20 protein-coding genes are annotated in these 23,414 nt (G+C 57.4%); 8 read left to right on the top strand and 12 right to left on the bottom strand.

Annotation, left to right across the window (positions count from 1 at the left end):
- Positions 1-94: 94 nt before the first annotated feature.
- From deoC to prfC, 6 genes are all read right to left on the bottom strand, one after another.
- A complete protein-coding gene (gene deoC / locus HA43_RS03285) occupies positions 95-874 on the bottom strand; it encodes a deoxyribose-phosphate aldolase (protein ID WP_039380141.1) in 780 nt (259 codons plus the stop codon).
- A gap of 219 nt (positions 875-1,093) precedes the next feature.
- Complete coding sequence (locus tag HA43_RS03290; RefSeq protein WP_094110960.1) at positions 1,094-1,897, bottom strand: TatD family hydrolase; 804 nt, start codon at positions 1,895-1,897, stop codon at positions 1,094-1,096.
- On the bottom strand, positions 1,894-2,946 hold the full coding sequence (locus HA43_RS03295) for a patatin-like phospholipase family protein (RefSeq protein ID WP_039380144.1): 1,053 nt from the start codon (positions 2,944-2,946) through the stop codon (positions 1,894-1,896). The genes HA43_RS03290 and HA43_RS03295 overlap by 4 nt, the downstream gene beginning before the upstream one ends.
- 171 nt (positions 2,947-3,117) lie before the next feature.
- Positions 3,118-3,279 carry a DUF1328 domain-containing protein gene (locus HA43_RS03300; RefSeq protein ID WP_065648197.1) on the bottom strand — a complete coding sequence of 54 codons (162 nt, stop codon included), beginning with the start codon at positions 3,277-3,279 and terminating at the stop codon, positions 3,118-3,120.
- A gap of 96 nt (positions 3,280-3,375) precedes the next feature.
- Positions 3,376-3,963, bottom strand: a complete 588-nt coding sequence (osmY, locus tag HA43_RS03305) for a molecular chaperone OsmY (RefSeq protein ID WP_039380146.1) — start codon at positions 3,961-3,963, stop codon at positions 3,376-3,378.
- 256 nt (positions 3,964-4,219) lie between these two features.
- On the bottom strand, positions 4,220-5,809 hold the full coding sequence (gene prfC, locus HA43_RS03310) for a peptide chain release factor 3 (protein ID WP_094110961.1): 1,590 nt from the start codon (positions 5,807-5,809) through the stop codon (positions 4,220-4,222).
- Between the two features lie 429 nt (positions 5,810-6,238).
- Here prfC and ftnA point away from each other — a divergent pair, with 429 nt between their 5' ends.
- Complete coding sequence (ftnA, locus tag HA43_RS03315; RefSeq protein ID WP_039380152.1) at positions 6,239-6,745, top strand: non-heme ferritin; 507 nt, start codon at positions 6,239-6,241, stop codon at positions 6,743-6,745.
- A 154-nt stretch (positions 6,746-6,899) separates the two neighbouring features.
- Here ftnA and HA43_RS03320 read toward each other — a convergent pair whose 3' ends face one another.
- The 3 genes from HA43_RS03320 to HA43_RS03330 all read right to left on the bottom strand — a co-directional run bounded on the left by HA43_RS03320 (position 6,900) and on the right by HA43_RS03330 (position 12,892).
- Complete coding sequence (locus HA43_RS03320; protein WP_094110962.1) at positions 6,900-9,743, bottom strand: sensor domain-containing protein; 2,844 nt, start codon at positions 9,741-9,743, stop codon at positions 6,900-6,902.
- Positions 9,744-10,021: 278 nt separating this feature from the next.
- The gene (locus HA43_RS03325; RefSeq protein WP_094110963.1) at positions 10,022-10,624 is read right to left on the bottom strand and encodes a hypothetical protein; all 603 of its coding nucleotides are present in this window, start codon (positions 10,622-10,624) and stop codon (positions 10,022-10,024) included.
- A 180-nt stretch (positions 10,625-10,804) separates the two neighbouring features.
- Positions 10,805-12,892, bottom strand: coding sequence for a putative bifunctional diguanylate cyclase/phosphodiesterase (locus HA43_RS03330; RefSeq protein WP_094110964.1), 2,088 nt, complete (start codon positions 12,890-12,892; stop codon positions 10,805-10,807).
- A gap of 403 nt (positions 12,893-13,295) precedes the next feature.
- Between HA43_RS03330 and HA43_RS03335 the strand changes: the two genes are divergently transcribed.
- From HA43_RS03335 to HA43_RS03355, 5 genes are read left to right on the top strand one after another with little or no spacing between them, the layout of a single operon-like run.
- Positions 13,296-13,865, top strand: coding sequence for a spore coat protein U domain-containing protein (locus HA43_RS03335; protein WP_039380159.1), 570 nt, complete (start codon positions 13,296-13,298; stop codon positions 13,863-13,865).
- Positions 13,866-13,916: 51 nt separating this feature from the next.
- Positions 13,917-14,393: a Csu type fimbrial protein gene (locus HA43_RS03340; protein WP_039385638.1), complete on the top strand. Its 477-nt coding sequence runs from the start codon at positions 13,917-13,919 to the stop codon at positions 14,391-14,393.
- A gap of 22 nt (positions 14,394-14,415) precedes the next feature.
- Positions 14,416-15,105, top strand: coding sequence for a fimbrial biogenesis chaperone (locus HA43_RS03345; protein WP_071669240.1), 690 nt, complete (start codon positions 14,416-14,418; stop codon positions 15,103-15,105).
- Positions 15,105-17,537: a fimbria/pilus outer membrane usher protein gene (locus tag HA43_RS03350; RefSeq protein ID WP_094110965.1), complete on the top strand. Its 2,433-nt coding sequence runs from the start codon at positions 15,105-15,107 to the stop codon at positions 17,535-17,537. The genes HA43_RS03345 and HA43_RS03350 overlap by 1 nt, the downstream gene beginning before the upstream one ends.
- Positions 17,530-18,492 (top strand): Csu type fimbrial protein, encoded by a 963-nt coding sequence (locus HA43_RS03355; RefSeq protein WP_094110966.1) that lies wholly within the window; start codon positions 17,530-17,532, stop codon positions 18,490-18,492. Before HA43_RS03350 ends, HA43_RS03355 begins: the two co-directional genes overlap by 8 nt.
- A 40-nt stretch (positions 18,493-18,532) precedes the next feature.
- Here HA43_RS03355 and tcuC read toward each other — a convergent pair whose 3' ends face one another.
- The 3 genes from tcuC to exbB all read right to left on the bottom strand — a co-directional run bounded on the left by tcuC (position 18,533) and on the right by exbB (position 21,214).
- Positions 18,533-19,855, bottom strand: coding sequence for an MFS transporter (tcuC, locus tag HA43_RS03360; RefSeq protein ID WP_094110967.1), 1,323 nt, complete (start codon positions 19,853-19,855; stop codon positions 18,533-18,535).
- A 202-nt stretch (positions 19,856-20,057) separates the two neighbouring features.
- Positions 20,058-20,480, bottom strand: coding sequence for a TonB system transport protein ExbD (gene exbD / locus HA43_RS03365; protein WP_039380171.1), 423 nt, complete (start codon positions 20,478-20,480; stop codon positions 20,058-20,060).
- Positions 20,481-20,485: 5 nt separating this feature from the next.
- Positions 20,486-21,214, bottom strand: a complete 729-nt coding sequence (gene exbB, locus HA43_RS03370; protein WP_186368988.1) for a tol-pal system-associated acyl-CoA thioesterase — start codon at positions 21,212-21,214, stop codon at positions 20,486-20,488.
- A gap of 246 nt (positions 21,215-21,460) precedes the next feature.
- Between exbB and metC the strand changes: the two genes are divergently transcribed.
- Together metC and HA43_RS03380 are read left to right on the top strand one after the other, a co-directional pair.
- The gene (metC, locus tag HA43_RS03375) at positions 21,461-22,651 is read left to right on the top strand and encodes a cystathionine beta-lyase (RefSeq protein ID WP_094110969.1); all 1,191 of its coding nucleotides are present in this window, start codon (positions 21,461-21,463) and stop codon (positions 22,649-22,651) included.
- Positions 22,652-22,748: 97 nt separating this feature from the next.
- Complete coding sequence (locus HA43_RS03380; RefSeq protein WP_039380178.1) at positions 22,749-23,411, top strand: DedA family protein; 663 nt, start codon at positions 22,749-22,751, stop codon at positions 23,409-23,411.
- Positions 23,412-23,414: the final 3 nt, after the last annotated feature.

Raw genomic sequence — 23,414 nt, forward strand, 5'->3', positions numbered from 1 at the left:
CGCAGTGCCGGGATTCAACCCGGGCCGCATTAATGCGGCCCCTACGGCAATATTCGATTCCGTATCCCGCAACGGGATTTAACCCAGGCCGCTATCAGTAACCCGTTTTGCTGCCGCTGGTTGCGTGGCCCAGCGTGCTGAGCAGGTTTGCCAGCAGGCTGGAGGCACCAAAGCGGAAATGACGGGCGTCGGCCCAGCCCTCACCGAGGGTGTCGTCAGCCAGCTTCAGGTAAAGAGCGGCATCTTCTGCGGTGCGCACGCCGCCGGCTGGTTTAAAACCCACCTGCTGCTGCACGCCTTTATCGCGAATAACCTGCAGCATGATGGCGGCAACTTCCGGCGTGGCGTTCACCGGCACTTTACCGGTTGAGGTTTTAATAAAATCAGCGCCGGCATCAATCGCAATTTCTGATGCCGTACGGATCAGCGCCTCTTCTTTCAGCTCGCCGGTTTCGATAATCACTTTCAGCAGCACGTCCGCTGCCGCACACGCCTCTTTGCACGCTTTAACCAGCGCAAAGCCGGTATCACGATCGCCAGCCATCAGAGCGCGATAGGGAAATACCACATCCACTTCGTCAGCGCCGTAAGCGATAGCGGCGCGCGTTTCCGCCAGAGCGATCTCAATATCCGCATTACCATGCGGAAAATTGGTCACGGTCGCAATGCGCACCTCAGGCGTACCCTGTTCGCGCAGCGTTTTACGGGCGATCGGGATAAAGCGCGGATAGATGCAGATAGCGGCAGTGTTGCCCGCAGGGGATTTGGCCTGATGACACAGCGCAATGACTTTTTCATCAGTGTCATCGTCATTCAGGGTAGTGAGATCCATCAGTTGCAGCGCGCGCTGCGCAGCAGCATTAAGGTCAGTCATAACAGGCTCCGGATGTCAGGCCAGCAGCGAGCTGCCGGATAATGTGATTATTTTAACAATTGTCGGGAACTGCCATTGCGAATCAGATCACATAAAAAGAGATAGCAGCTCGAAATTACATAGAAAATCTGCTTAAGATCTCTTTTTGACGTGAATGCATGGCTAAACAGATCGCAACGCAGATGTAATTATTATCACAAAATCGCGCGCTGAATGGTATCACTCTGATAGATCGCCGGACGGCGATCGGGAAGAAAATGCAAATATACGCAGGCTGTTCTGCCACAGCGCATCGGCAATCACGTCAGCCGGTTCAGGACGCAGCGTGCACAATACCTCAAACACATTGCGCGCCCGCTCAGGCCGGTTGGGCTCTCCCTGAAAACCCTGCAGCGGCATATCCGGTGCGTCAGTCTCCAGCAGCAGCGACGCCAGCGGCAGGCTGGCAATGGTATGGCGGGTTTTGCTGGCGCGCTCCCAGGTAATGGTGCCTCCCACGCCGATGGCATAGCCGAGCTGGATAAAGCGCTCTGCCTGCTGCTGGCTGCCGGCAAAGCCGTGCACGACGCCACACCGCGGCAGATTATAGCGTCGCAGCAGCATCGCCAGCTGATCGTGGGTGCGGCGGGAGTGCAGGATCACCGGCAGATCAAAACGTTTTGCCAGAATGAACTGCGCGTTCAGCAGTCGCGTCTGCTTGTCGAAATCGGGATCGTTCATATAGAGATCCAGTCCGATCTCACCGATCGCTACGCAGTTGCTGTCTGCCTGTGCCAGATACTGCGCGAGCAGATCCAGATGATCGTCCTGATGACGGGCAATATTGATCGGATGCAGGCCCAGCGCCGCATAGAGCGCCGTGTGATCTTTTGCCAGCTGCATAACGCGTGCAAAACGACTCGCTTCTGTCGATGGCACAATAATGCGCTCTACGCCGGCGGCGGCGGCGCGGGCAATGCTTGCGACCGCATCATCAACAAACGGCGGGAAATCAAAATGGCAGTGCGTGTCGATAAATTTCATGCCAGCGATCCTTCATCCCAGGCAGCATCGTTCCCCGCCAGCGGCGGCGTGTGTAACGGCCGCGCGTCCGGCGCGTTTGCAGCGGCGGCGGGCGGTGCAATCGGCAGCGATCGGCGTGCCGGCTCTGCATCACTCAACCACTGCCCCAGCGTAGCCAGAAAATAGCGTCCGCTGCGCCGGCCAAGATGATAATCGTGGTTTAGCGCGGCCACGCGGCTGCCGAGCGCCATGCTGGCCAGAGGACGCGGCGGGCAAATCTCCACAATGCGCAGATTACCCGGCGGCTGTTCAATAAACTGCTGGATCTCGCGATAGCTCGCTTCATGATGATGCAGGATGTTGATCATCGGCTGCAGCGCACTGTCACCCAGCCAGCGCTCCATCCGCTGGAACCATTGCGGCGTATAGAACATCTGCGAAGGCGTGGTCCGGATCACCACAATGGTATCCGCGCCGCGTCGCGCGGCTTCACGCACCGGAATGGCGTCGCTGATGCCGCCATCCAGATAGCTGACGCCATCCATCAGCACGCCGCTGCGATAAAAGCCAGGAATGGCGCTGGACGCTTTGATGATGTCATGCCAGGTCAGCTCATCAGGCCTGAAATAGCGTGCCTGATAATCGTCACTGCGGCAGGCGCACATATAAAATTCGCTGCCACCGGCAAACAGTTTCTGCGCGCTGCTGAACGCCAGAGGAAATTCACTGCGGGTAATATCGATTAGCCAGTCGAGATCGATAAGATGTCCACCGCGTACAAAGCGCAGCGGATCGAAAAACTGCTTACTGGTGGTATAGCGGGTAATAACACGTCGGGCATAGCCCGGCTGAGCGCAGACAAAGGCGGAGAGATTTTGCGCGCCGGCGGAGGTGCCCAGCATCAGATGAAAAGGGTTAAATCCGGCCCGCTGGAATGCGTCCAGTACGCCTGCGGTGAATATTCCGCGCTGGCCGCCGCCTTCACAGACAAGTGCAATTTTACGGGATTTAAATGGCTGAAGCGCCAGCGGTTCGAAGGAACCGAGTGAGACCGGAATGCGTATACCCAATGGCGTACCCTCAGTAGTTGCTGCTCTGAGGGAGGCCAGAGCGGCATCCCGGAGAACCAGTCATTGTCATTCCCTGACCCACTGCACGGGCAGCTGCGACGGCAGATAATGCCGTCAATGACTGGCCTCCGCTTTACATCACTAGCGGGTTACTGCAATTGATGTGTCTGGTCAGAGTTTTTTGCGCCCGGTAAACAGGCTAACCAGGAACAGAATAATACCGACAATAAAGACAATTTTAGCTGCCCATGCTGCCGTACCTGCCAGACCGCCGAATCCTAAGGCTGCCGCGATCAGTGCAATGACCAGAAAGATAATACCCCAACGAAACATAAGCCTCTCCTTTACCATAGTAGAAATCGAACTGCTTATTCTTCACTTCACTGTTTTATTGCGGAACAGCATCAGAGCGATGCCGTTCCGGCTGCGTTAAGATTTCACCTTGAGGTCATTCTTCACGCTTTTCACGCCTTCAATGGCTTTTGCGATCTTCTCAGCACGGTCAGACTGTGCCTGATTCGCAACTTCTCCTGACAGCTGAACCACGCCATCGGTGGTTTCCACCTTCACATTGCGCGATGGAACAATGTCGTCTGCTAACAGCTTAGCTTTAATTTCGCTGGTTGTGGCGGCATCACCGGCATAACCTTTCAGCGAGCCTTCTTTATTGTCTCTGACGTGTAGTTTGTCACTGACGGATTTCACTCCTTCAACTTTCTGCACCAGAGCGACAGCCTTTTCAGCCTGATCCTGCGAGGCAACGAAACCGCTTAATGTCACCACACCCTGCTGCGTTTTGACGGAGATATCCGTGCTTTTAATCGCGTCATCATCAACCAGCGCCGCTTTGGCTTTGGCCGTGATGCCGCTGTCATCCATAAAACCATCGACTTTTTTCATAGAACTATCGATTTTGGAACCCGTCGAGCTGGTATCAGCAGCAAATGCTGCACCGCTTAACAGCGCCGTACCGGCCAGTGCAGCAATCAGGGTCTTGGCAATCTTAGTCTTATTCATCGATATGATCCTTCTATCAGTTAATTCACCCGCAAGCGCGAATGCACAACAGCCAACGGCGCCGTTGCCTTGATGGACGTAACCAAACTCGCAGGCCTGTTTTTTCGTACGACAGAATAATCATAGTAGGGATTACAGCTTTTGCTGGCTTTTGTGGTTGATATCTCGCCAGAAAGTCAGAATGACAGCGTAATTAAGAGGAGTCTGTAACAAAAAAGCAGGACCAGTAATGACTGGTCCTGATAGCGAGGCGGGATCAGTGTTCGCGGGTTTTGCGGAAAACCACGTCAGGATAGCGCTCCTGCGTAATATTCAGGTTAACCATCGTAGGCGCGATATAGGTGAGGTTATCTCCCCCATCCAGCGCCAGATTGACCTCATTTTTACGCTGGAAGTCGTCAAACTTCTTCGCGTCGCTGCACTCTACCCAGCGGGCGGTGGAGACGTTGATCGCTTCATAGATCGCTTCAACGTTGTATTCGCTCTTAAGGCGGGCGACAACCACATCAAACTGCAGCACGCCGACGGCGCCAACAATCAGATCGTTGTTATGCACCGGGCGGAATACCTGCACGGCGCCCTCTTCAGAGAGCTGAACCAGACCTTTCAGCAGCTGCTTCTGCTTAAGCGGATCGCGCAGACGGATGCGGCGGAACAGCTCTGGCGCAAAGTTCGGAATGCCGGTGAACTTCATCGCTTCACCCTGGGTAAAGGTGTCGCCAATCTGAATCGTGCCGTGGTTATGCAGGCCGATGATATCGCCCGGGAACGCCTCTTCAACGTGCGAACGATCGCCTGCCATAAAGGTCAGCGCATCGGAGATCACCACATCTTTGCCGGTACGCACCTGACGCAGTTTCATACCCTTTTCATAACGACCCGATACCACACGCATGAACGCCACGCGGTCGCGGTGTTTGGGATCCATATTCGCCTGAATCTTGAAGACAAAACCGCTGAACTTCTCTTCACGCGCTTCCACAATACGGGTATCGCTTTTACGCGGCATCGGCGCAGGTGCCCAGGAGACCAGGCCATCCAGCATATGATCGACACCAAAGTTGCCCAGCGCAGTGCCGAAGAACACCGGCGTCAGCTCGCCGTTGAGAAACAGCGACTGCTCAAATTCGTGTGAGGCGCCCTGCACCAGCTCCAGCTCATCACGCAGCTGCTGTGCCAGCTCTTCGCCCACCGCCGCGTCGAGATCGGGATTATTCAATCCTTTTACAACGCGCACGTCCTGAATAGTATGGCCTTTACCGCTCTGATAGAGATAGGTTTCATCTTTATAAAGGTGGTAAACCCCATTAAACAGCTTGCCGCAGCCGATTGGCCAGGTAATGGGGGCGCAGGCGATCTTCAGCTCGCTCTCAACCTCATCCAGCAGCTCCATCGGATCGCGGATGTCGCGGTCCAGTTTGTTCATAAAGGTGATGATTGGCGTATCGCGCAGGCGGGTTACTTCCATCAGCTTGCGGGTACGATCCTCAACCCCTTTCGCGGCATCAATAACCATCAGACAGCAGTCAACGGCGGTCAGCGTGCGATAGGTATCTTCCGAGAAGTCTTCATGCCCCGGCGTATCCAGCAGGTTGACCAGGCTTTCACGATAGGGAAACTGCATCACCGAGGTGGTGATTGAAATACCACGCTGCTTCTCCATTTCCATCCAGTCTGATTTAGCATGCTGGCTGGAGCCGCGGCCTTTAACAGTACCGGCAGTCTGGATAGCCTGTCCGAACAGCAGGACTTTTTCGGTGATTGTGGTTTTACCGGCGTCCGGATGCGAGATAATCGCAAAGGTACGGCGGCGCGCCACTTCTTCTAAAAAGGGAGCATTAGACATGAGTGCGTTCTTCTTCAGGGCGGCGCGTCTGTAACGCGCGGCAGATAAATCGTTCCGGAACCTGTCCGGTGGGTAACAGTGCCAGTGGCAACGCCGTGGCGTCACTGCACAGCAGCGGTTCGCGGCTGCGCTGGCGGTGCTCCGGTTATCCGGTCAGCGTTGAGGCGGCATAGCATACAATATTTCAGCAGGCGGGGAAATCATGACTGTAGCGCGCAGGTAACCGCTTACGGCTCCGTCCGCATCCGGTTATGGCAGGCGAATGGCACTCAGTTAACAATGAGAATTCGTCGCATTCAGAATGTTGAATAATTCCATTTGTATTCAATGATATAAATTAAAATATTGTATAAAAAAGCCTTCACATAAAAGCGGATATTGCTGCATAATTCGCCGTAAATTTTCTGACTGCTTAATAAGGACGCAGCTATGTTAACTGCTGAAATGACCTCTCGCCTGAACGACCAGCTTAATCTGGAGTTCTTCTCTGCCAACCTCTATCTGCAGATGAGCGCCTGGTGCAGCGATAAAGGATTTGAAGGGGCCGCCTCTTTCCTGAAAATGCATTCGCGTGAAGAGATGGAGCATATGCAGCGCCTGTTTGATTATGTCAGCGACGCGGGTTCTATGCCGGTACTGGGCAGCATAGCGGCACCGGCTGTGAGCTGGAACTCTCTGAGCGACGTGCTGAGTGAAGCGCTGAAGCATGAGCAGCTGATCACGCAGAAAATCAATGAACTGGTACACACCGCGCTGACATCGCAGGACTACTCTACTTTTAATTTCCTGCAGTGGTATGTGGCAGAGCAACATGAAGAAGAGAAATTGTTTAAAACCGTGCTCGATAAACTGGCGCTGGTGGGTAACAAAGGTGAAGGTCTGTTCCTGGTGGACAAGGACCTGGGCCGCATGAACGTGGAAGGTCACGGTCAATAATAAAAAAGATGACATACAGCAAGCAGCAGCGCCCGGTTTTGCCGGGCGTTTTTTTATGCTGAAAGCGTGCGCTCAGAGGGCGATGAGCCTGCAGACGGCCAGGAGTGCATAAACGCGCGCCCTGCATTGTCACGTCGCCACTCACGGCGCCATCTTACTCCAGCGCTTTCAGTCGCAGCTCTGAAGGTTGCGGGCGGCCAAACAGGTAACCCTGAAACAGCGTGCAGCCCTCTTCACGCAGCTTCGCAAACTGTTCGCTGTTCTCCACGCCTTCCGCCGTGATCTGAATATCCAGGCTGCGGCTCATGCCGGTTATTGCCCGGATGATCGCCAGCGCTTCGCGGCTGTCGCCCATATCGTTGATAAAAGACTTATCGATTTTGATCTTATCGAACGGGAATGAGCGCAGATAGCTCAGCGAAGAGTAGCCGGTGCCAAAATCATCCAGCGCAATCTGTACGCCCAGCGCTTTAAGGTTCTGCAGCGTCCGGATATTGCCCAGCGTATCGTCCAGCAGCACCGACTCCGTGATCTCCATCTCCAGCCGATGCGGTGCCAGACCTGACTCCTTCAGCGCCCCCTCAACCACCGACACCAGCGAGCTGTTTTTAAACTGCAGCGGTGAGAGATTCACCGAAACGGACTGTTCGGTGTTCCAGCTCTGCGCTTCGCGGCACGCCTCATACAGCGCATAGGCACCCAGCATATGAATCAGCCCGGTCTCTTCAGCAATCGGGATGAAATCCACCGGCATGATCAAGCCTTTGACCGGATGGTGCCAGCGCATCAGCGCTTCATAACCAATAATGCCGCTCTGACTGGTAATGGGCTGATAGTAAAGTCTGAGCTGCCGCCCGGTAATCGCATCACGCAGATCGTTTTCAATGATGCGCCGGCTGCGCGCCTGGTCATCCATCTCTGGCGTAAAGTGCTCATAGCGGTTACGGCCGTTACGCTTCGCCTCGTAGAGCGCCATATCGGCGCAGCGCAGCATATGTTCCGGCGTGTTGACGGCCTGGGTGGTCAGGGCGATCCCCACGCTCAGGCCCACGGTAAGATTATGCCCTTCGACATTCATGGGCGGATGAATCGCCTCGATCAGGCGCTGCGCCACCGTGGCCGCTTCGTCAGCGTTGTGGATATCGGGCAGCACAATAGCAAATTCGTCGCCGCCGATGCGGGCCAGCGTATCACGCTCACGCAGCACGCTGCGCAGCCGCTTAGCCACCGCGCGCAGCAGATCGTCACCAATCTGGTGGCCAAGCGCATCATTCACGTTTTTGAAATTATCGAGGTCGAGACAAAGCGTGGCGCTGATCTGGTTCTGTGCCGTGTCGTTACGCAGCGCTTCGCTGAGTTTTTGCCGGAACAGAATGCGGTTAGGCAGGCTGGTCAGGTTGTCGTGATGCGCCATATGGTGAATACGCGCATCCGCTTCGCGCTGGTCAGTCACATCTTCCACGATCAGCATGACATAATTTTGCCGCATATCTTTGCCGGTGATGGTGGTGGCGCGGGTATGCAGAACCCGCTCACCGCTGGCAGTCAGCAGCAGCTGCTCGCGGGCGTGAATGCCTTCACTGCGCAGCGCAATATCCGCCAGGCTATTAAAGTAGTCGCTCAGTTCGGCAGACATGCACTCGTGCGGACGCTTATGCATGAGCAGCGATCGGCTCAGCCCAAACAGCTGCTCAGCCTTGGCATTCACCATCAGAATTTCGCGGCTGATAGCATCCTCCACAATCACGCAGGAGGGGATGTTGCTGATGATGGTGTCGAGAAAGGTCGACAGCTCCGACATTCTGCTGCTCTGCGCCTGTGCCAGATCGCGCGCGCGCAGAAGCTGCTGCTCATGTTCACGCCGCTCCGTCACGTCGCGCGTGATTTTGGCAAATCCGATCAGGCGTCCACTCTCATCATGAATCGCGTCAATTACCACGTGCGCCCAGAAAGCCGATCCATCTTTCCGGTAGCGCCATCCCTCATCTTCAAACCGCCCGGTTTTTAGCGCAATGCCGAGGTTTGCATCCGGCAGATGGAGCTGGCGCTCCTGCGCGCTGTAAAAGAGTGAGAAGTGCTGCCCCACAATCTCATCTGCGCGATATCCTTTAGCGCGCTGCGCCCCGGCGTTCCAGTTAACGACTCGCCCCTTCAGGTCCAGCATGTAGATAGCGTAATCGGTGACGCCCTCCACCAGCAGCCGAAACGTTTTTTCATGTTCGCGCTGCTGGCGCAGCAGCGCCTGCTGTTCAGTGCAGTCGCGGGTAATTTTTGCGTAGCCAATCAGTTTCCCGGCGTCGTCGCGAATTGCGTCGATGATAACGTGCGCCCAGAAAGCGGAACCATCTTTACGATAGCGCCACCCCTCATCTTCAAAACGTCCGGTTTTAAACGCGGTCGTAAGATTCTTTTCCGGTAGATGGTTCAGACGATCCTGCGCGCTGTAAAAGCGGGAGAAGTGCTGTCCGACAATTTCCTCTGCCACGTAGCCTTTTGTCCGCTGAGCCCCGGCATTCCAGTTCTCAACGTTGCCCTCCAGATCCAGCATATAAATCGCATAGTCGGTTACGCCCTCTACCAGTAAACGAAAGCGCTGCTCCTGTTCACGCTGCCTGCGCTGCTGCGCCTGCTGCTGCGTGTAGTCGCGGGTGATTTTGGCAAAACCCAGCAGCTCGCCCTGCTCATCCCGGATAGCGTCAATCACGACGTGAGCCCAGAACGCGCTGCCATCTTTGCGATAGCGCCAGCCTTCGGTTTCAAACTTACCGGTTGCGGCAGCAACAGAGAGACCGCGCTGCGGCGCGCCGTTTTTGCGCTCCTCTTCGCTATAAAACAGCGCAAAATTTTTACCAACGATCTCATCTGGCGTATACCCTTTGGCGCGCTGCGCACCGGTATTCCAGTTAGCAACGGTACCGTCAGGTTTGAGCATGTAAATGGCGTAATCTACGACGCTCTGCACCAGCAGCCGATACATTACATCAGAGTTATTGTTCATATTTTGTGCCTGTTCCGGCCTGATACAGCATCGGCTTTTCAGAAGATTCTTAATTATTTCAGACTTAAACGCAAAAGTGCAGCGCTGACAAGCGCTAATCGATTTCAGACAAAATCTGGCAGGAGTGTTATCGGCAGTGGCGAGAAAACGTTCAGAGAAATACATCATTCCTCGTGGCTACCTGCTATTTATGGCAGGTCAGTCGGGGAAGAGCATGCAGGAAAGCCGCATACCGGAGAGAGCCGGTATGGGCAGAGAGACGAGACGCTGTCGCTGGCCTATCGGGCTGCCAGCTGCTGCATAACCGGCAGCCACAGGTCGGTCATCATCCCTTTGCCGCCGGTAAGCGGGTCGCGCGGGGGCAGAGGAACGCGCTGAATTTGCTCTCTGGCTGCACGCAGCCGCGAGGGTTCATCGCGTATTGTTTCGGGCGTCATTCCTTCCGGATAAGCGCCGACCATGAAAAAATCGTCTGACGCGTAAACCTGTTTATGCCCGACGCCTGCCGGGATCAGCACGGCATCACCTTCACGCAGCACCACCATACGCCCGCTGTCGCCGCCCAGCAGGATCTCAGCCCAGCCCGCCCCGACGCCCAGCACCTCATGCGTATTCGGATGATAGTGGGTATAAGGGAATACCGGCGCGCGCCATGCGGCAGGCCAGCCGCTGGCGGTAAAGGTCGTTTCAAACCAGCGTGCGCTATCTTCCGTGTCATCCGGCACCACACGCGGCCAGATAATCAGCGGCAGCAGGCTGTTCGGCACGCCGCCGCTGGCGTGAGAGAGCCGCAGATGCTGCGGGTTAAAGGAGGCGCCTGCTGAAAAGGTGCCGGCAGCAAACGACATCGATAACAGCAGGCTGGAAGAACAGGACGCCATGAACGTGCTCCGACAAATAATGTTAATTAATTGTGGCAATTTCAGGCGGTAATGCAATGTGGCAATATCTGAAAAAATCCCTGTTAATTAGTCGCTTAGTAACTTAAGCCAAATTTTTCGTTTCGGCGTTGCCGGTTTGTGATAGCGATCGCTCTCCGGGAGAGAGGTTGCGGTGCGCGCTCAGGCGGTTTTATCCAGATCGCACTGGCTGCTGACAAAATCGGGCAGTTCATTTACGCGCTCAGGTGGCAGCGGCCTGCCGAGCAGGTATCCCTGCAGCGTGTCGCAGCCAAGGCCGGTCAGAAAAGCCTGCTGATCGGGCGTCTCCACCCCTTCCGCGACCACTTTCAGATCCAGCGACTGCGCCAGCGCGACAATAGCGGAGACGATAGTGGCGTCCTCGGAATTTGCCTGCAGCTCATTCACAAACGCGCGGTCGATCTTCAGTTCACTGGCGGGCAGCCGCTTCAGATAGAGCAGGCTGGAGTAGCCGGTTCCGAAGTCATCAATCGACGCCTTTACCCCCATGCTGGTGAGTTCAGTCAGGATACGCACGCTCTCTTCCGGATCGCGCATCGCCGTGGTCTCTGTCACCTCCAGCGTCAGCTGCTCTGCCGGGATCTGATGCGTTTTCAGCGCCTGCGTCACGGTGGTAATCAGCCCGGACTGCTCAAACTGCAGCGCAGAGAGGTTCACCGCAACTGACCAGGCGGTATGCCCCTCCTGATGCCAGCAGTGCAGCTGGCGGCACGCTTCGTTGATCACCCAGTTACCTATATTTATGATTAAACCGGTTTTTTCTGCGCCAGGCAGAAACAGATCAGGCGTAAGCAGACCGCGCTGCGGGTGCTGCCAGCGCAGCAGCGCTTCAAAACCGAGAATCGGCCCGCCGGGGGCACAATACTTCGGCTGGTAAAACAGCCGCAGTTCACGGTTATCCAGCGCCTGCCACAGATCGTTGTTAAGCTGCAGCTGCGACTGCGCCAGAATATTCATTGAGGGCTGGAAGAAGGTGTAACCGTTGCGGCCATTGTGTTTGGTGTGGTACATCGCGGCATCAGCGTTAAACATCAGCTCGCGCTCATCTCTGCCGTCGCCAGGATAGACGGCAATCCCGATACTTAAAGAGACCACCAGCTCATAACGCGATATGGCAAACGGCCGGTCAACGGCCTTCACCAGCATATCGGCCACCGAGGCGGCGTCATTGGGATCGTCAATCTCCAGCAGCAGCACAAACTCATCTCCGCCCATTCGCGCCAGCGTATAGTGCCCCTGCATCTGGCTCATCATACGTTCCGTTACGCTCACCAGCAGTTTATCGCCGATATGGTGCCCGAACGCATCGTTAACCGCTTTAAAACCATCAAGATCCATAAACATCAGTGCAAACTGCGACTTCTCGCGATTGGCTTTGTTGATCGCCTGATCGAGCCGATCCTCCAGTAAAATGCGATTGGGCAGCCGGGTCAGGTTGTCATGCAGCGCCAGCTGGGCCAGTTCACGGTTCGCCTCTGCCAGCGAGCGCGCCAGAATTGACGTGCGCGCCTGCATACGCGCATCCAGCATAGAGACCAGCAGCGTAATGCCGAGTATCGCCAGCGTCACCACGGTGACAATCATCGCCAGCCAGTCGCTGTTTACCCCGTGATGTGTGACGTGGCTGCTCGCCGGAAATCCGGCCGCCGCCATACCGGTGTAGTGCATGCCGGCAATGGCACACCCCATAACAACCGAGGCGCCAAAACGCAGCAGCGTTACCCGGCCATAGCTGTGGCGCAGGTGAAAGGCCAGCCAGAGCGCAGCCCCTGATGCGAGCAGCGCAATCAGCACCGAGACGGCGATCCAGCCCCGGTTCCAGATAATACCCGGCATAAACATCAGCGCCGCCATGCCGGTATAGTGCATAGCCACTACGCCCGACCCCAGCACCAGCGCGCCGCCAGCCAGTCGCCGCCACGGCAGCTCTCCCACGCAGACCAGCCGCAGGGCAAAAATCGAGGCGAGAATAGCAACCAGCATGGAGGCTGCAGTGAGCACCGGATCATAGCTCATCTCCATATCGAGATTCATGGAGAGCATGCCGATAAAATGCATCGCCCAGATTCCTACGCCCATGGCAAAACCGCCCCCCAGCAGCCAGATGAGCGCGACGCGACCTGACGAGGAGGCGACCCGGCCTGCCATATCCAGCGCAGTAAAGGAGGCGAGCATGGCGACAATAATTGAAACGATAACCGTGAATGAGTCGTATGACGTTACCAGCATAGGGAAGTCCGGATTAACGCTGTTTCCAGCTATAAAGTCGTGTAAACGGCATCCCTGCAGCTTTTGAACCGCTATCGCCCTTCCTGAACGAGGCAGAAATCCAGCCCTCTTCCCGCGCCAGACGACAGCAGGCTGGCAGCAAGGCCAGCCACTGTTATGACTCTATTATCGGCCTGCGGGCAAAAATAATGAGTAGAAAAAGCGTGTCAGAGATTAGACGTACTACCAGGCTGAACTATAGTAAATAAAACTGATGTAAATCATAAAGCAACCTCAGTGCTAATCTGGGGGAAGCGCCATATATCGCCTTAATTCTCTTTGCCAGCGGCACTTTACGGGTTCGTTTTTTATTAACAGGCCAGGTGGAAAAGCATCGACTCCGGATAATCAGTAAGGAATGATTATGAAACTCAAGCTTTTTCTTATGACCGCAGGCCTGTACACAGGATTGACGTCCGTAACGGCCCTGGCAGCCACCACTACCGGGGCGATCAACGCCACGCTCACGCTGACGACCGGTTGCCTGGTCAACGGTCAGTCAGCCACCACCGGCGTCAATTTCGGTACCCTGAACTTTGGCAGCAGCGCAGCTACCTTTGATACGCTGAATGCCACGCTGGTGGGCGCGGCCGGCAGCGGTATCTATGTGCGCTGCACAACCGGACAGACCTTTAATGTACAGGTCACCAGCAGCAACGGCGCGCCGGGCACGATTTACGGCACCGTCAGCGGCCAGCCGCGCTACCTCATTCTGGGCTCGGATAATACGCGGGGCATCGCCTATACCCTCTACAGCGACGCCGCCTTTACCACCGCGATAGCGAACAACACCAACATTGCCGCCAGCGGCACCACCGATCCGACGCTGGGCACCAACTATGCCATCTATGGTCGGGTCGTCGGCGGCGGCTTCAACCCGCTTATCCCGGCGGGTACCTATACCGACACCATAAACGTGGCGGTGAATTACTGAGCGCGGGCGCGCGCAGTGAGGCTATCCCTCTCTCTCTGGCGGGCGGCGGGGCTGATAGCAGCCTTCGCCTGCCTGCCGGCAGATGCGCTGCCTGTGGCAAACTTTCAGGTCGCTGCGTCCATCGTGGCGGGCTGCGTGGTGTCGGGCAGCAATACGGGCGTGTTTGGTACGCTCAACTTTGGCTCGCATTCCGGCGTGGCTACGGGAAACTTCAGCGCAAGCTACCTGCAGAGCACAACGCTGAACCTGGCATGCACGCCAGGCACCGCCGTCAGCATGAGTATTGACGGCGGCGCTAACTACACCTCTGTCCGCAATCTCAAACACACCAGCAGCAGCAATACCGTTGCCTACCGGCTCTTCAGTAACGCTGCGCTGACTGCGCCTATACCCATTAACAGCGCTATAGCGCTGAACTATAGCAATGCAAATACGATTACGCTGCCTGTTTATGGTCAGCTGACGCTGCCTGGCACCGCGCAAGCCGGAACCTATACCGACACGCTGACCGTCACCCTGAGCTGGTGATGCTGAAAAAAAAGGATGAACCATGAGAAACCTGTGCGCGCTGCTTTTGCTGTTAATCATCCCCTCAGTCCGGGCCGCCAACTCGCTGATGATCTGGCCCATTGACCCCGCCATAGCCTCTGAAGATAAAGCCAGCGAGCTCTGGCTGGAGAACCGCGGCAGCAGCAGCACCATTATGCAGGTACGCATTTTTGCCTGGCAGCAGCGCGAGGGCCAGGAGCAGTATCAGACGCAGCAGCAGGTCGCCGCCAGTCCGCCTATGGTGCGGCTGGAGCCGGGGCAAAAACAGCTGGTACGCCTGATCAAACAGACGCCGCCCCCTGCCGGTCAGGAGAGCGCCTATCGCGTGGTACTTGATGAGATCCCGTCGCCGCGTAAGCCCGGTGATAATCAGGCCGGGCTTAACTTTCAGATGCGCTATTCCGTTCCGCTGTTTGTCTACGGCAGCGGTCTGACGCGCGACAGCGCGAAAGCGGTGCTGAGCTGGCGCGAAGTCAGCAGCGGCGGCAGGCGCTGGCTGGAGCTGACCAACAGCGGCAGCGGCCATGCGCGCCTGAGCAATGTCCGCGCCGGCGGAGCCGCCCTGGGCAACGGCCTGTTTGGCTATGTGCTGGCACACAGCAGCCAGCGCTGGCCGGTCAGCCAGCCCCTGCGCGGAGAGCTGGCAGCCGATGTCAACAACCGCGCCTGGCGCAGTACTGCCGCACGCTAATGACGCCTGCGCCCTCGCGTTATCTGCTGCTGGGCAGCGTACTGATGATCCTGCCCGCGCACGGGCGTGCGGAGAGCTGGTCTGCGCTGCCGCCTCCGCCCGCGCTGGAAAGCAGCGCACAGGGGCAGCAGCTGATGCTGGAGTTAATTATCAATCAGCGCGCGCGCGGCGATATTGTTGCCGTTGAACATCAGCAGGATCATTTCTGGCTGCGCCGCAGCGATCTGCTGCAGGCGGGCGTGGCGGCGGAAAAGCTGCCGGATGAGCGGGTCGATCTTCGGCAGCTGCCTGGCGCGGATGTCACCTATGATGAAACCCGGCAGCGGCTGCTGCTGACGGTGCCGCCGGCCTGGCTGCCGGCGCAGCGGCTCGGGCAGGCTGAGCAGCGTCCCCGCTTTCCGGCGCGCGCCAGCAACGGGGCGCTGCTGAATTACGACGTTTATCTGACCCACACCGACCGGGCCGGCTCACGTCTCTCCTCGTGGAATGAGTTACGGCTGTTCGGCCCGGCAGGACAGTTCTCCTCTAACGGCGTCTATACGCAGCAGCTGAATGGATCGCTCAGCGGTCAGCAGGAGGGATATCTGCGTTACGACACCTGGTTCAGCAATGAGAATGAAGACGCCGCGCTCAGCTGGCGGGTGGGCGACCTTATCACTGACGCCCTGAGCTGGAGCAACAGCGTGCGGCTGGGCGGGGTGCAGATAGCGCGTGATTTCAGCGTGCGTCCCGATTTAGTAACTTATCCGCTGCCTGCCTTCAGCGGCCAGGCGGCGGTGCCCTCCTCGGTCGATCTGTTTATTAACGGCTATCGCAGTGCGCAAACGGCGGTGCAGCCCGGTCCGTGGTCGCTGACCAACATCCCCTTTGTCAATGGTGCCGGGGATGCGGTGATCACCACCACCGATGCGCTGGGGCGTCAGGTCACCACCACGCTGCCCTTTTACGTGTCGGCCAGCCTGTTAAAAAGTGGCCTGTCTGATTACGCCTTCTCTGCCGGCGCTGTCCGGCAAAATTATGGTGTGAAGAGTGCCGACTACGGCGCTGCCGCTGCCAGTGGCTCCTATCGCTACGGTATCAGCGACTGGCTGACGCTGGAGTCGCACGCTGAAGGCAGTGATGACGTTGTCATGGGCGGTGCGGGCGGCCTGCTGAAAGCGGGAAGCCTGGGCGTTATCAACGCGGCGGTGGCGCAGAGCGACGCGCAGGGCCAGAGCGGCACGCAGTACAGCTGGGGATATCAATATAACAACAGCTGGTTCAGCCTTGGCACCCAGCACATTCTGCGCGATACCACGTTCAGTAATCTGGCGCTGATCGGCAGCCGCAGTGAAAGCGCCGACAGCCGCTATTCACTCGCGCGTCGCAGCGCACAATATACGGCCAGCCTGTCGCTCAGCGACTACGGCAGTCTGGGACTCGCTTATCTCGATATCAGCGGCGGCTACGGTGAGCGCACGCGTCTGTGGAACCTGACCTGGAGCAAAAACCTGTGGGGCAACAGCAGTCTCTATATCTCAGCCAGCCGCGATCGCGACCTCGGTAGCTGGGACGGAGCGATTTCACTGGTGATCCCGTTTGGTGAACAGAGCAGCGCCTCTGTCAGCGTGGAGCGCGATCGCCAGGGGCGCAGTAACCAGCGGCTGTATGCCTCGCGGGCAATGCCCACTGAGGGGGGAATCGCCTGGGACGCCTCCTGGGCACGCCAGGGGGGAGACAGCGGCGATTATCGTCAGGGCAGCCTGCGCTATCGCAATAACCGGATCGATACGTCAGCCGGATTCTGGGGCGATGATGACAATACAACGCAATGGGCAGATCTCTCCGGTGCGCTGGTGCTGATGGATAACCGCCTCTTTGCTGCTAATGATATCAACGACGCCTTTGTGCTGGTGAAAACCCGCTATCCCGGCGTGACCGTGCGCTATGAGAACCAGACGATGGGGAAAACTGACGGCCAGGGCTATCTGCTGGTGCCGGCGGTCAGCAGCTACTACGGCGCAAAATATGATATCGATACGCTGGATCTGCCTGCCAGTGTCGCCGCGTCCCGGGTTGAGCAGCGCATTGCCGTGAAGCGTAAAAGCGGTTTTCTGCTCGACTTCCCGATTGAGCCGCTGCGCGCCGCCAGCGTTATTTTGCACGACACGCGCGGTCAGCCGCTGCCGCTTGCCAGTCAGGTGCTGCGCGCAGGTAAAGAGAGCAGCTATGTGGGCTGGGATGGCATCGTCTGGCTGGAGAATTTGCAGGCGCGTAATACGCTGCAGGTTATCACGCCCGATGGCCGTCAGTGTGAAACCACGTTCAGCGTCGCGCGCGGCGAACCAGAGGCGCTGAAGACCTATGGCCCGCTGGTCTGCGCGCTACCTCTCCCGCAGCCCGGCGCCGGTGCGCTGGCGCAGACACCCTCAGCAGGATTACAACATGATTAAGTTACTATTGATGCTGGCATTGCTGCTGCCCGGCGCCAGCTATGCGCTCTGCCCGCTCTCCGCTTCGCCGGCCAGCTTTGGCAGCCAGACCACTTTTTCTGTGCAATCTCAGGTTATCCCCACGTCCGCCAATACGAATGTCAACTGCGGCTCCGCCACGCTTAATCTGCTGGGCAACGACTACATTGCCTATGCGTTTACCGCTGCCAGCTACCTGAACGGGACCCGCGCCATGCTGAAAGCGAGCGCCGGCGGCAGCGATAACGTTCCGATCCAGCTTTGTGTCGACAGCGCCTGCGCCACCGAACTGCGTCAGGGCAACAGCTACCGCTGGAACGCCTCGGCGCTGCTGGCGCTGGGCAACAGCCTCAACTTCACTATCCCGCTCTATTTCCGCACCGTGCCGGGCCAGGTGATTGCGGCAGGCACATACACCACCACCCTGACGCTGACAGTCAGCTACAGCGTCTGTACCAGCGCCGGCGTGGCCGGAATATGTCTGGGAACCGTGCAAACCAGCAGCGGCACCGCCCTGCCGCTGACCGTGACGCTGGTGGTCACCAACGACTGCACCACTATTACCGCCCCGAACCTCAACTTTGGCAGCGCGCCGCTGGCGGGTAGCTTCTCTGCCGTTCAGCAGACCATCAGCGTGGTCTGCTCTAAAGGGAGCACCTATAGCGTTGGGCTGAGCAACGGCAATAATTTCAGCGGCACCGCGCGGCAGATGGCAAATGGAGCCAGCCGGCTGGCCTATGACATTTATAAAGACGCAGCCACGACCTCGCGCTGGGGACCCTCCGGCAGCGATCGCTGGAGCAGCACAACGTCAACCTCGCTTAATCCCGATACGGTAACGCGCAACTTTACCTACACGGCCCGGATACTGACGACGCAGGCGACGCCGGCAGCCGGAAACTACACGGATAACGTGGTGGTGGACGTGGCGTTTTAGCGGGGGAGAGAGCCGGCCGCAGGGCGCGGCCGGAAAAGCATCAGAGTGAGGCGCTGGCGGGCGTTACCGCGTGGCGCTGCTGATACTGTCTCACCATCCGGCCAATCAGCAGTGTGCCTGCCAGTCCGCAGACGGCAGCAAATGAGAGCCAGATGCCGGGCATCGCTTTATCGCCGGTGGCATGAATAAGGTAGCTGGAGATGGCTGGCGTAAAGCCGCCAAACAGTGCGGTCGCCAGGCTGTAGGCCAGGGAAAAGCCGGATGCGCGCACCTCTGCCGGCATAATCTCTGCCAGATAGACCACCATGGCACCGTTGTAGCTGGCATAGAGAAAAGAGAGCCACAGCTCCGCTTCGACCAGATGCGCAAAGCTCGCGGAACCGGTGAGCCAGTGCAGCACCGGCCAGGCCGTCAGGATCATTAGCACGGTAAAGATAATCAGCAGCGGCCGCCGTCCGACCCGATCGGAAAGTGCCCCCATAACCGGCAGCCAGAAGAGATTGGATATCCCGACAAACAGCGTGACCAGAAAGCTCTGCTTATCGCTCATCATCAGCACCGTTTTGCCAAAGGTTGGCGTGAAAGCGGTGATCATGTAGAACATAACGGTGGTGGTGACCACCATCAGCATGCCCGCCAGCACCAGCGCCCAGTTCTGTCCGACTGACCGCACAATCTGGCGCATCGAAGGATGCGTTTTACGCTGGCTGAACGCCTCTGTCTCCTCCAGCATGCGGCGGATCCAGAACAGAAACGGCACAATCATACAGCCCACCACAAACGGAATACGCCAGCCCCATTCGGTAACGGCCTCTTTTGCCAGTATATGATTCAGCCCCAGTCCCAGCAGCGCAGCGAAAATCACCGCCACCTGCTGACTGCCTGACTGCCAGCTGACCCAGAACCCTTTACGTCCTTTGGGCGCAGCTTCTGCGAGATAGACTGAGACGCCGCCGAGTTCTACCCCCGCGGAGAAGCCCTGCAGCAGGCGTCCGAGCAGGATCAAAATTGGTGCCGCAGCGCCAAGCGTGGCGTAACCCGGCACCAGCGCAATGGTCAGTGTGCCAATCGCCATCAGCCCCAGCGTCAGCAGCAGGCCTTTGCGCCGGCCGTGATGGTCGATATAGGCACCCAGCACAATGGCGCCCAGCGGACGCATAAGAAATCCGGCGCCGAAGGTCATCAGCGTCAGCATCAGAGAGGCAAAGGGATCGTCGCCGGGAAAAAAGGTTTTCGCGATGGCGGTGGCGTAGTAGCCAAAGACCATAAAATCATACATCTCAAGAAAGTTACCGCTGGTAACGCTAAAGATGGTTTTCGCCCCGCTGCGCGCAGGTTTTTGCAGAGATAACTGGCTGCTCATACTGTCCTTCCTGGTTTTTTACCCGTTGTAGCCTGCTCAGCCAGGAATGAATGTGATCTGAATCACCATTGTGCTTTACAAAGACTGACAAAAGGTAACAGGAAATTAACAATGCGGGGCGGTTCTGACAGCCGCTCTGCAGAAAGCAGATATAAAAAAAGCCGCTGTTATCAGCGGCTTTCTCTTCGGCAAAACAGTCCGGCTATTTGCCGGCCGTTTCCATTCCCATCAGGCCAATCTTCAGATAGCCCGCTGCGCGCAGCTGGTCCATCACCGCCATCAGCGTGGCATAGTCCACTGATTGATCGGCCTGGAAGAAGATAGTGGTCTGCTTATCTCCCGCGGTCTGCGCAGTCAGCGCGTTTACCAGCGTCTCTTTCGTCACCGCATCATTGCCGATATAGATCTGCTTATCCGCTTTGATTGAGAGATAGACCGGCTTCTCCGGACGCGGCTGCGGTGCGCTGGTGGACGCTGGCAGGTTAACGCGTACATCTACCGTTGCCAGCGGTGCCGCCACCATAAAGATAATCAGCAGCACCAGCATAACGTCGATAAACGGCGTGACGTTAATCTCATGCATTTCGCTGTCGCCAGCGGCCTCATCGTTTAAACGCATCGCCATAATGATTATCCTGCGCGCAGCTTATGCGTAGCGGCCGGACGGCTGGTTTCCGCCGCGACGTGCGCCGTGCCGAGATCGAGATCGCGGCTTTGCAGCAGCAGCACCTGGGCTGCGACGTCACCCAGCGACGCTTTATAATTGGCAATCATGCGCGCAAAAACGTTGTAAATAACCACGGCAGGAATAGCGGCAACCAGGCCGACTGCTGTCGCCAGCAGCGCTTCAGCAATGCCAGGCGCGACCACGGCAAGATTGGTAGTCTGCGTTTTAGCGATGCCGATAAAGCTATTCATAATGCCCCATACGGTACCGAACAGGCCGATAAAAGGCGCCACGGAACCGATGGTTGCCAGAAAACCATTGCCGCGCCCGGCATGACGACCGAACGCCCCTACCCGACGCTCAAGGCGAAAACTGGTGCGATCCTTGATGCCCGCCAGATCGTCTGTGCCCGCTGACAGCGTCAGCTCCTCGCGCGCATCGGCCAGCAGTACAGCACTGTGACTGCTGGCTTTAAAGCTCTCTGCCGTACGGTAAGCGTCAGCCAGCGAGCGTGCTGCGCCCAGCGCCTGCTGCTCTTTTTTCAGGCGACGTTTCGCGGCGCTCAGTTCAGCATATTTGCCAAAAAAGATGGCCCAGGTCACGACGGATGCCAGTAACAGGCCAATCATGACAATTTTAACCACGATGTCGGCATGCTGGTACATCCCCCAGACGGAGAGGTCTGTCTGCATTAAATCACTGGCTACCACGCTGCATCTCCAGATTCTGTTGTAGAGTTCACGACTGAAGAGACGATCATAGCAAAAAAAAGGATCTAAGTGATAGTCGTTCTCATTACTATTTACAAAGCAGCGCCCGCTGCTGCTGTGCCTGCACTGCCGGGCTGGTGCCACTCTGATAATCGGTAAACAGGCTCAACCCCTCCCCTGATTCGTGGTAACGTGAATGCTTTGTAAGATGGGTCAGGACAGGCAGTGATGGCTACGAAAAAACTGGATACCGCGCTGGTGAGCGCAGGACGTAATAAACGTTATACGCAGGGCGCGGTGAACAGCGTAATACAGCGCGCCTCATCCCTGGTTTTTGATACCGTCGCGGATAAACAGCGCGCCACCGCCGGGCGGGCTGAAGGCGAACTCTTTTATGGCCGTCGCGGCACGCTTACGCACTTTTCGCTGCAGGATGCGATGACCGAACTGGAAGGTGGCGCAGGCTGTGCACTCTATCCCTGCGGCGCAGCCGCCGTTGCCAACGCCATTCTGGCGTTTGTTGAAGCGGGCGATCACGTGCTGATGAGCGGAGCGGTCTACGAACCGACGCAGGATTTCTGCAGCAAAATCCTCACCAAAATGCAGGTCACCACCACCTGGTTTAATCACTGTATTGGCAGTGAGATCGGTGAACTGGTGCAGCCCAATACCCGCGTGGTGTTTCTTGAGTCGCCGGCGTCGGTGACGATGGAAGTGCAGGATATCCCGGCGATTGTTGCCGCCGTACGTGCCAAAGCGCCCGAGGCGATTATCATGCTGGACAATACCTGGGCGGCGGGCGTGCTGTTTAACGCGCTGTCGTTCGGGATTGATATTTCTATCCAGGCCGGCACCAAATATATCATTGGTCACAGCGACGCCATGATTGGCACCGCGGTGGCCAACGCCCGCTGCTGGCCGCAGCTGCGTGAGAACTCTTACCTGATGGGGCAGATGGTCGATGCGGATACGGCCTATATGGCGAGCCGCGGTCTGCGCACCTTAGGCACCCGCCTGCGCCAGCACGAAGAGAGCGCGCTGCAGGTGGCGGAGTGGCTGACTGGCCGGCCTGAAGTGGCGCGGGTCAATCATCCGGCGCTGGCGCAGAGCCCGGGACACCGTTTCTGGCAGCGCGACTTCAGCGGCAGCAGCGGCCTGTTTTCATTTGTGCTGCATGAGCGGCTGGATGCGCAGCAGCTGGCAAATTATCTCGATCGCTTCCATCATTTCAGCATGGCCTATTCGTGGGGCGGTTATGAGTCGCTGATTCTGGCCAGCCAGCCCGAAGAGCTGGCGGCGATTCGCCCGGCAGGCGGCGTCGACTTTACGGGCACGCTGATACGTCTGCATATCGGTCTGGAGCACGTCAGCGACCTGCTGGTCGATCTGCAGGCGGGTTTTGACCGCTTAACGAATTAAACCAACCTTCAACCATCCGTGGCTCGCCGTGTCAGATCAACGCGCCGGCGGCTGCGGAGGGCTACTATAAAAGCCTTGTAACTCGACGGGATAGCAGATGGGTGTTTTACATGAGATTGTCCAGGCGCTCTGGCATCAGGATTTTGCTGCGCTGGCCAATCCGGATGTCGTATGGATCGTCTACGGCGTGATGTTTCTGACGCTGTTTCTGGAAAATGGCTTGCTGCCGGCGTCGTTTCTGCCGGGTGACAGCCTGCTGCTGCTGGCGGGCGCCATGATTGCTAAAGGCGTAATGGACTTTGTGCCGACCATGGTGATCCTGACCACTGCCGCCAGCCTCGGCTGCTGGCTGAGCTATCTGCAGGGGCGCTGGCTGGGCAATACAAAGCTGGTCAAAAGCTGGCTGATGCATCTGCCCGCGCAGTACCATCAGCGCGCCTGGCATCTGTTTAACCGCCACGGCCTGATGGCGCTGCTGGTGGGCCGTTTCCTGGCGTTTGTGCGCACGCTGCTGCCTACCATGGCGGGTATCTCCGGACTGCGTAACAGCCGTTTTCAGCTGTTTAACTGGTTAAGCGGCGTGTTATGGGTCGGCATTGTCGTTACGATGGGCTACGGCATCAGCCAGGTGCCGTTTATCAAGCGGCATGAAGATCAGGTTATGGCTATTCTGATGATCCTGCCGCTGGTGCTGCTGTTTACCGGGCTGGCCGGCAGCATTGTGGTGATCTGGAAAAAACGCCGTCAGAAAACCTCTTAATTA

The sequence above is a fragment of the Pantoea eucrina genome (assembly GCF_002095385.1).
GTDB lineage: Bacteria > Pseudomonadota > Gammaproteobacteria > Enterobacterales > Enterobacteriaceae > Pantoea > Pantoea eucrina.

Excerpts from the sequence above, each read along its gene's own strand:
- HA43_RS03320 (WP_094110962.1), bottom strand. The coding sequence starts at position 9,743 with ATGAACAATAACTCTGATGTAATGTATCGGCTGCTGGTGCAGAGCGTC.
- ftnA (WP_039380152.1), top strand. The coding sequence starts at position 6,239 with ATGTTAACTGCTGAAATGACCTCTCGCCTGAACGACCAGCTTAATCTG.
- metC (WP_094110969.1), top strand. The coding sequence starts at position 21,461 with ATGGCTACGAAAAAACTGGATACCGCGCTGGTGAGCGCAGGACGTAAT.
- HA43_RS03330 (WP_094110964.1), bottom strand. The coding sequence starts at position 12,892 with ATGCTGGTAACGTCATACGACTCATTCACGGTTATCGTTTCAATTATT.
- HA43_RS03325 (WP_094110963.1), bottom strand. The coding sequence starts at position 10,624 with ATGGCGTCCTGTTCTTCCAGCCTGCTGTTATCGATGTCGTTTGCTGCC.
- HA43_RS03380 (WP_039380178.1), top strand. The coding sequence starts at position 22,749 with ATGGGTGTTTTACATGAGATTGTCCAGGCGCTCTGGCATCAGGATTTT.
- HA43_RS03355 (WP_094110966.1), top strand. The coding sequence starts at position 17,530 with ATGATTAAGTTACTATTGATGCTGGCATTGCTGCTGCCCGGCGCCAGC.
- osmY (WP_039380146.1), bottom strand. The coding sequence starts at position 3,963 with ATGAATAAGACTAAGATTGCCAAGACCCTGATTGCTGCACTGGCCGGT.
- prfC (WP_094110961.1), bottom strand. The coding sequence starts at position 5,809 with ATGTCTAATGCTCCCTTTTTAGAAGAAGTGGCGCGCCGCCGTACCTTT.
- HA43_RS03290 (WP_094110960.1), bottom strand. The coding sequence starts at position 1,897 with ATGAAATTTATCGACACGCACTGCCATTTTGATTTCCCGCCGTTTGTT.
- HA43_RS03335 (WP_039380159.1), top strand. The coding sequence starts at position 13,296 with ATGAAACTCAAGCTTTTTCTTATGACCGCAGGCCTGTACACAGGATTG.
- HA43_RS03350 (WP_094110965.1), top strand. The coding sequence starts at position 15,105 with ATGACGCCTGCGCCCTCGCGTTATCTGCTGCTGGGCAGCGTACTGATG.
- HA43_RS03300 (WP_065648197.1), bottom strand. The coding sequence starts at position 3,279 with ATGTTTCGTTGGGGTATTATCTTTCTGGTCATTGCACTGATCGCGGCA.
- exbB (WP_186368988.1), bottom strand. The coding sequence starts at position 21,214 with ATGCAGACAGACCTCTCCGTCTGGGGGATGTACCAGCATGCCGACATC.
- deoC (WP_039380141.1), bottom strand. The coding sequence starts at position 874 with ATGACTGACCTTAATGCTGCTGCGCAGCGCGCGCTGCAACTGATGGAT.
- HA43_RS03345 (WP_071669240.1), top strand. The coding sequence starts at position 14,416 with ATGAGAAACCTGTGCGCGCTGCTTTTGCTGTTAATCATCCCCTCAGTC.
- tcuC (WP_094110967.1), bottom strand. The coding sequence starts at position 19,855 with ATGAGCAGCCAGTTATCTCTGCAAAAACCTGCGCGCAGCGGGGCGAAA.
- exbD (WP_039380171.1), bottom strand. The coding sequence starts at position 20,480 with ATGGCGATGCGTTTAAACGATGAGGCCGCTGGCGACAGCGAAATGCAT.